Below are 6,992 nucleotides of genomic sequence, written 5' to 3' on the forward strand. Positions count from 1 at the left end.
CCCCGCCCGCCCACCGCACCGCCCTTGGAGGCGCCGCGCCCCTGACGCGGCGGCGCCCGTCGGGCACGATGGCAAGGACCTGCTACTTTTGCCGCTTGCCATCTTTCCTTTTCGCGTGCCCGAATTCCTCCACGACGTTCCCGTTCACCCCGACTGCCGCCACTTCCGCGGTGATTTGCCCTGCCGGCCCAACAAAGAGCACGGCTACACCTGTGCCGAATGCCCGGTGTACGCGCCCGCCGGCAAGCGCATTCTACTGATTAAGCTCGGGGCCATCGGCGACGTAATCCGGACCACGCCGCTGCTGCGGCGGCTGCGGCAAGAGCACCCGGGCTGCTTCATCACCTGGCTCACGCTCACGCCGGCCATTTTGCCGCAGCGCGAGGTGGAGGAGATTCTGAAGTTTGACTACGCCAGCGCCTTGCAGCTCCAGGCCCGGCGATTCGACGTGGCCATCAACCTCGACAAGGAAAAAGAAGCCTGCGCCCTGCTGCTGAACGTGCGGGCCGACGCCAAATTTGGCTACACCCTGCGCGAATACGACGGTGTGCCGTGGCCCGTGAACGCCCAAGCCGACCACAAATTCCTCACCGGCGTGTTCGACCAGCTCAGCCTGGCCAACACCAAGCCCTACGTGCAGGAAATCTTCGAACTGTGCGGTTTCGACTTCCGGGGCGAAGAATACGTGTTCGACACCCACGACGACAAAGGCTACGATTGGGGGGCCCTGCCGCCCGCCGCCCAGGGCCCCCGCATCGGCCTGAACACCGGCTGCGGCGACCGGTGGACCACCCGCCTCTGGAGCACCGAAAAATGGATTGAGCTGATTACCAACCTACAGGCCGCCGGCTATGCACCCGTGCTGCTGGGCGGCGAGGCCGAGCACCCGCGCAACCTGACGTTGCAAGCCGCCACCGGCGCCGCCTACCTGGGCACCTTCCCCCTGCCCCAGTTCATCAACCTGGTGCACCAGATGCAGGGCATCGTCACGCAGGTCACGATGGGCATGCACATCAGCATCGCCCTGCGCAAGCCCACCATCCTGATGAACAACATCTTCAACCCCCACGAATTCGACCTCTACGGCCGCGGCCAGATTGTGGGCCCCGATCGCCAGTGCGTGTGCTTCTATCGCGGCACCTGCAAGCTCGGCACCAGCTGCATGGAGGACTTGCCGGCGGCAAAAGTGCTGCAAGCCGTGCGCGAAAGCGTGCTGCTGTGATGCATCGCAATGTAGCGTGGACTTTGTAGCCCGCGACGCTCGCTTCGTCCTACCGATAATCGTTGGGCGACCGGGTAGCGCCGCGGACTCGCAGCGTTCACGCTACAGCCCGGCCACCTCTTTTAGGGCCCCCAGCATCACGTCCCACGAAAACTTCTTCGCCTCCTGCCGCACACCGGCGGCAAAGGTTTCCTCCCGGTGGTTGGCGTAAAAATCCACTAGCGCGTCGGCCAGGGCCCCGGGGGTGGGCGGCACCACGTAGCCCACCACGCCGTCCGGAATTAGCTCGGCCAGGCCGCCCACATCGGTCACCAGCATGGGCCGCCCGAAGTGGTAAGCCACTTGCGATACGCCGCTCTGCGTGGCGTGCTTATAGGGTTGCACCACCAGGTCGGCGGCGCAGAAGTAATTCACTACCTGCTCGTTGGGAATAAAATCGGTGGCCCGCACCAGGCGGCTTTCCAGCTGGTATTTCTGAATCAGCGCCTCGTAGGGCGCGGCGTCTTCGTAGAACTCACCGGCGATGACCAGCTTCACCGGCAGGGCCCCCAGGCGCGGGTCGGCCCAGGCTTCAAGCAAAATATCCAGCCCCTTGTATGCCCGGATAAATCCAAAAAACAACAGGTAGCCCACGTCAGCCGGCAGGCCCAGCGCGGCCAGCGCTGCGGCCTTGGGCTTGGGGGCCCCAAAGTTGTCGTAGAGCGGGTGCGGCCGGTACTGCGCCGGCTTGCGGCCAAAGCCCAGCCGCTGCAAATCGGCCAGCACGGCGCGGCTCATGGTCACGAAACCGTCGCAGGCGCTGAGGAAGTAGCGCGTCAGGGGCCCATCGCCGGGCCTTTTCTCGTGCGGAATCACGTTGTCGGTAATGGCCACCACGCGGGTGTGGCCGTTGCCGCGCGCCAGCCGCGCCACCGTGCCCAGCGCGGGTCCCATAAACGGCAGCCAGAACCGAAACACCACCAAATCGGGCCGTTCGCGCCGCAGCCGCCGCCCCACCGCCCACCACGAGAACGGGTTCACCGAGTTCAGGCTCACCGCAATGTCCAAGTCCGGGGGCCCCGGCTCGGTGCTAAACTGCGTTTGGCCCGGAAACAGGAAATTCGGGTATTGCAGCGAAAACGTGACGATCCGCACCTCGTCACCGGCTGCGTGAAACGCCCGGGCCAGCCGCTCGTTGTAGGTGGCCAGCCCGCCGCGCAGCGGGTAGGCCGGCCCGATGATGACGACCTTCATCCAGAATTAGCTATCAGTGAGCAGTTATCGGTGAGCAGTTGGTTTTCGAAGCGCAGGGCAATCAGCGGCTCACTGCAAATGGCTTATTGTCAACTGAATTATTTAATGGTGTCGCGCACCAGGTAATCGTTACGCTGCGAGCCATTGAGCTGCACCATTTCGGCCAAAAAACCCGACAGAAACAGCATCACGCCGATGATAACGGCCGTGAGGGACAGGAAGAACAGCGGCTGGTCGGTCACGTTGCGCGCCCGCAGGTTGTGCAGCGACAGGTACACTTTCTCGCCCGTCAGCCACAGCGTCATCACCATACCCAGAAAGAACGACAGGGCCCCCAGCGTGCCGAAAAAGTGCATCGGCCGCCGCCGGAACCGGCTCACGAACGTGATGCTAGCCAAGTCGAGGAAACCGTACACGAAGCGTTCCAAGCCAAACTTGGTCACGCCGTACTTGCGCTCTTGGTGCTGCACCACCTTCTCGCCAATTTTGCGGAAGCCGTTCCACTTGGCGATAACGGGGATGTAGCGGTGCATTTCGCCGTACACCTCAATGCTTTTCACCACCCGTTGGTCGTATGCCTTTAGGCCGCAGTTGAAATCGTGCAGCGGAATGCCTGAAATCCAGCGCGTAGCTCCATTGAAGAGTTTGGTGGGAATGGTCTTCGACAGTGGGTCGTAGCGCTTCTGCTTCCAGCCGCTCACCAGGTCAAACTTGTCCTCCGTAATCATGCGGTACAGCTCGGGCAATTCCTCGGGCGAGTCCTGCAAGTCGGCGTCCATGGTGCACACCACCCGCCCCCGCGTGGCGAGGAACCCCACGTTCAGGGCCGCCGACTTGCCGTAATTGCGGTTGAAGCGGATGCCGCGCAACGCCGCGTCGCGGGCCGCCAGCTCTTCAATCACGGCCCACGAGTCGTCCGTCGAGCCGTCATCAATCAGCAGCACTTCGTAGCTCAGGCCCCGCGCCGTCAGCACCCGCGCAATCCAGCGCGTGAGCTCCGGCAACGATTCGGCCTCGTTCAGCAGGGGTATAACGATGGACAGCTCCACCGGAAAAGACGCAGGAGGCTTATTCAAATTCAGGTTTAGCATTTTTGGTAATGGCCGCGATAACCAGCGAGAACACCAAGCCCACGAAAAAACCGCCCACAATGCCAATCGCTAGCCCAATTGCTCCCGTCGAATACTTCATGCTGGTGTTAACCACTTGTTCAATCTGCGCTTCACTCATGCTACCTGCCGCTTCAAGCTTGGCGCGCATCTGATCCATTGTGCGCGCCGCCATGTCAGGGTCGATAAAAGCGCGGTAAACGTAATTGAACACCGTGGTCAGGATGCCATTTATTCCGCCCACTAGCACCCCAATGCCTAAGCCTTGCCCATAGGACATGTACCCCTTGTTGGCTGATTTGAACGCTCTGTGCGCTAATACAATCCCAACAATCAAAATGACAAATGCTATTGATGCTAGCCCACCGTTGCCCTCTTGACCGGTGGCCAGTAGGATAAACGTGAAGATGATGCTCACCAACCCCGTGAGCAAGCCGTAGCGCAGCCCGGCGGAAGTAGTGGTTACGGGTGCAGCAGTAGAAGTTTCCATGGACAGAAGGAAAAGGTTATTCGCGAAAGAAAATGCCCCCGGGCAAGCTGAACACCAAGCCCAGCAGCAACACTGTTTGAAAATTAGCCAGCGCCAGGTCATTCACCGTGATGCCCGCAATAACGGCACGCTGCTTGGGTGTGAGTTGCAGCACCGCGTTTTTTTTGGTCGCGTCCTGCAATTGCGTCTGCATAATTTCGGCAATTTCGGCGCGGTGCCGGGCCAAGGCCGATTCGCCCGCCGCCTGGCCCAATCCCCACACGCTGCCCGCGCATAGCGCCGCGGCCACCACCGTTGTGAGGGCCCCTACACCCAGGGCCCGCCCCAAGCCCGGCTTGGCCGGCCGCAGCTGCCGCCGCAGCGTCCACTGGCTGGCCACTACGGCAAAAGGCACCAGCAATTCGGCCAGCAACTGCTTGGGGCCAAAGGCGTTGTTGCCGGTAAGGTGCAGACCCACAACCCAGAGGCCGCACACGAGGCCCACGCCGCCGCCAAATCGCAGCGCCAACCACTGCACGGGCAGCCAAGCATCGGAAGGCCGCGCCCCCGGGCTGGTAAGGGTATCAGTCATGCAATGCGCCAAAAGTAGGACGGCAAGATACGGCCACGGCCTGTTTTCTGCCGCTCCTGCGGCATCCTTACGCCATTACCGCTGCCCGTGGGGCCCCAACCTTCGGCTTCCCGAACCGAACAAGCAGCACTTCGGCCAGCAAGCACGCCAGCGCCAAGCCGAGGAAGTAACGCCACAGTGGCTGCCCGCTGCGTCCGGCCTGCAACTGAGCTACCACGGCTTCGCCGCTCCCCGCATCAAGCACTCGAATATTACGCTGATCGGGCCCCACCATCGCCCGTAGCTGCTCGGCCGAGTAGGCAGCCAGCTCCGATTCTTTTGGACTCAGGTTGAACGCCACCGTGGCTACCACCTGTCCCGCCCGTTGCACTTGGTAGAACCCAGGGGCCTCCAAACTGGCCGGCACTTCCAGCCGTAGCACGCTGCCCTGCACGCGTTGCACCGGCAGCCACGTAGCACTGTCGCGCACCAGCCGGAAAGGCGTCTGATCCGCACTCTGCCCCGCACTCGCGGCCGCCGCGGGTACGGCTAGGCCAATTGTGGCCTGCGTCAAGCGGTAGGCCAGTTGCTGCTCGTTGCGGAAGCTGCGCATGGCCAACTTATAGAGCACCGGCACGAAGAGCGCGTGGGCGGTAAAATCGGCATAAGTTGGAGCAAACGGCGCCGAAAACACGTAAATCTTTCCGGCTCCGCTTCCAAATTCGGACAGGTAGCTTTCGCCGTCGCGCAACCGCAGAATATCCGCGCCCGTCCGCGCCCACCGCAGCACCGGCGCCGCCCGGGGCATGGCCACGGCCCGCGTGGGGGCCCCCAGCACATCGCGGAAAAAGGGTTCCTGGGCGTTAGGTACCGCCACTTCCCGCATTTCCGGCGGCGTGCCGGGCGCTTCCCACTCCACTGTTCCCAGGCCCAAGTCGCGAAACAGTTGCTGGTACGACGAATGACTGCTTTCCAAGCCGGTTGGCACCACCGCCACGCTGCCCCCACGGGCCACTACGGCGCGTAGGGCGTCCCGCAGCTCGTTGCTCACGGCCGGCACTTCTTGCACGAGCACCAGGTTGGCTTTGCGTAGAACGTCGTAATTGATGTTTTCTGGTGAGGCAAAGGCATAAGTAAACAACGGCTCGTTCTGGTACACGCGCTGGGTAACCGGCGTTTTTCCAATTTCCAGTACGCGAATGTTTTGGGCCGCCTGCGCTGTGAAGTAGTAAGTGTTGTCGAAAACCACCGGTGCATCCTCCGTCACCACCCGTCCGCGCACCAGCTCCTGGCTGGGCAGCTGCACCTGCACTACCGACACGACGCTTTGCCCACTACCCACCGTTACCTGAAACGTAGCCACCTGCTGGGGCCCAATAAATACCTTTACGGGGCAGTTCACAACCTGCTCGCTGCCGCCGTTTTTCAACCGTACGTGCAAGCCCAAGTTGGTTCGCGCGCGCAGAAATGTTTCTTCGAACCAAACACTATCCACCCGCACGTTACCCGTTTTATCGGCCATGACAGGCACCAAAACAACTGGCCGAGTCGTGCCAAACTCCTTCACAAAGCCGGCCTTAAATGTAGCGCGCTGAAAATCCGAGAACAGATACAATGGGGCATTTTTCCCGCTCGTAACGCTCAGTCCTTTAAGTCTACCCAACGCATCCAATTTACCACTTGGTTGCAGCGCAGCAAGCTTGGCCTTGTATGTGGCTTGCGAAACCGCAGCGAGTCCACCGTTCAACAACCGAAATTGCGAAGCAGGGTACACCTTCGTTAAACCCTCTGCTTGCTTAACAGAAGTACTGAATAACGCATCTCCTCCCTTGGTTGTCCGGCGCATGCTAGGTGAAGCATCAACCAATACGTCAACCCCCTCAGCCACTCCTTCAGTCTCGTGTTTTTCGGCTGGAATGAATGGCTGGCAGAAAGCAAGTACCAAGAATACTAAAAATGATACTCTACTAAGCAGTAGCAATAGATGCCGTAATTTACGCTGCCTCGTTGTGGTTAATTCTACTTCCTTAATGAACCCAATATTGGTAAACAGTACCTTTTGCGGTCGACGCAGTTGCAAAAGATGAATCAGTAAGGGTATTGCCACCGATCCTAAGCCTAACAAAAACCACGGATATTCTAAACGCATAAAAAAATGGCCTGATAATACCCGAAGTTACGGCTCCTGCTCTTATCAAAGAATTCGTCGGTCGCTTAGATTAGATACCATTTCCTATGCCTAGCCACCTTACGGAAACAATGCCCCCATGGGTTAGGAAGTAGTATAACGCAAAACGCCTGCCGCTGGGGAGCGGCAGGCGTTGACAATAAAGTTGGCGGCGACCGACTCTCCCACCGGTGAAGGCAGTACCATAGGCGCACCGGGGC

General features: G+C 60.4%; 6 protein-coding genes and 1 pseudogene. 1 reads left to right on the forward strand and 6 read right to left on the reverse strand.

Annotation, left to right across the window (positions count from 1 at the left end):
- Window positions 1–115: 115 nt before the first annotated feature.
- A complete protein-coding gene (locus tag BEN49_RS09000; RefSeq protein WP_070742700.1) occupies window positions 116–1,222 on the forward strand; it encodes a glycosyltransferase family 9 protein in 1,107 nt (368 codons plus the stop codon).
- A gap of 102 nt (window positions 1,223–1,324) precedes the next feature.
- On the opposite strand, the gene BEN49_RS09005 is transcribed toward BEN49_RS09000, so the two are convergent.
- The 6 genes and pseudogenes from BEN49_RS09005 to BEN49_RS30905 all read right to left on the reverse strand — a co-directional run.
- Window positions 1,325–2,455: a glycosyltransferase gene (locus BEN49_RS09005; RefSeq protein ID WP_070742695.1), complete on the reverse strand. Its 1,131-nt coding sequence runs from the start codon at window positions 2,453–2,455 to the stop codon at window positions 1,325–1,327.
- Between the two features lie 98 nt (window positions 2,456–2,553).
- Window positions 2,554–3,546 carry a glycosyltransferase family 2 protein gene (locus tag BEN49_RS09010; protein ID WP_070742696.1) on the reverse strand — a complete coding sequence of 331 codons (993 nt, stop codon included), beginning with the start codon at window positions 3,544–3,546 and terminating at the stop codon, window positions 2,554–2,556.
- Window positions 3,524–4,054: a DUF4199 domain-containing protein gene (locus BEN49_RS09015; protein WP_070742697.1), complete on the reverse strand. Its 531-nt coding sequence runs from the start codon at window positions 4,052–4,054 to the stop codon at window positions 3,524–3,526. Before BEN49_RS09015 ends, BEN49_RS09010 begins: the two co-directional genes overlap by 23 nt.
- Window positions 4,055–4,070: 16 nt before the next feature.
- Window positions 4,071–4,625 carry a DUF4199 domain-containing protein gene (locus BEN49_RS09020; RefSeq protein WP_070742698.1) on the reverse strand — a complete coding sequence of 185 codons (555 nt, stop codon included), beginning with the start codon at window positions 4,623–4,625 and terminating at the stop codon, window positions 4,071–4,073.
- A 67-nt stretch (window positions 4,626–4,692) separates the two neighbouring features.
- Window positions 4,693–6,126, reverse strand: a complete 1,434-nt coding sequence (locus BEN49_RS09025; protein ID WP_070742699.1) for a hypothetical protein — start codon at window positions 6,124–6,126, stop codon at window positions 4,693–4,695.
- A gap of 402 nt (window positions 6,127–6,528) precedes the next feature.
- A pseudogene (locus BEN49_RS30905) lies at window positions 6,529–6,753 on the reverse strand (BatA domain-containing protein); the annotation flags it as partial.
- Between the last annotated feature and the right edge of the window lie 239 nt (window positions 6,754–6,992).

Source organism: Hymenobacter coccineus, from assembly GCF_001816125.1.
Classification (GTDB): domain Bacteria; phylum Bacteroidota; class Bacteroidia; order Cytophagales; family Hymenobacteraceae; genus Hymenobacter; species Hymenobacter coccineus.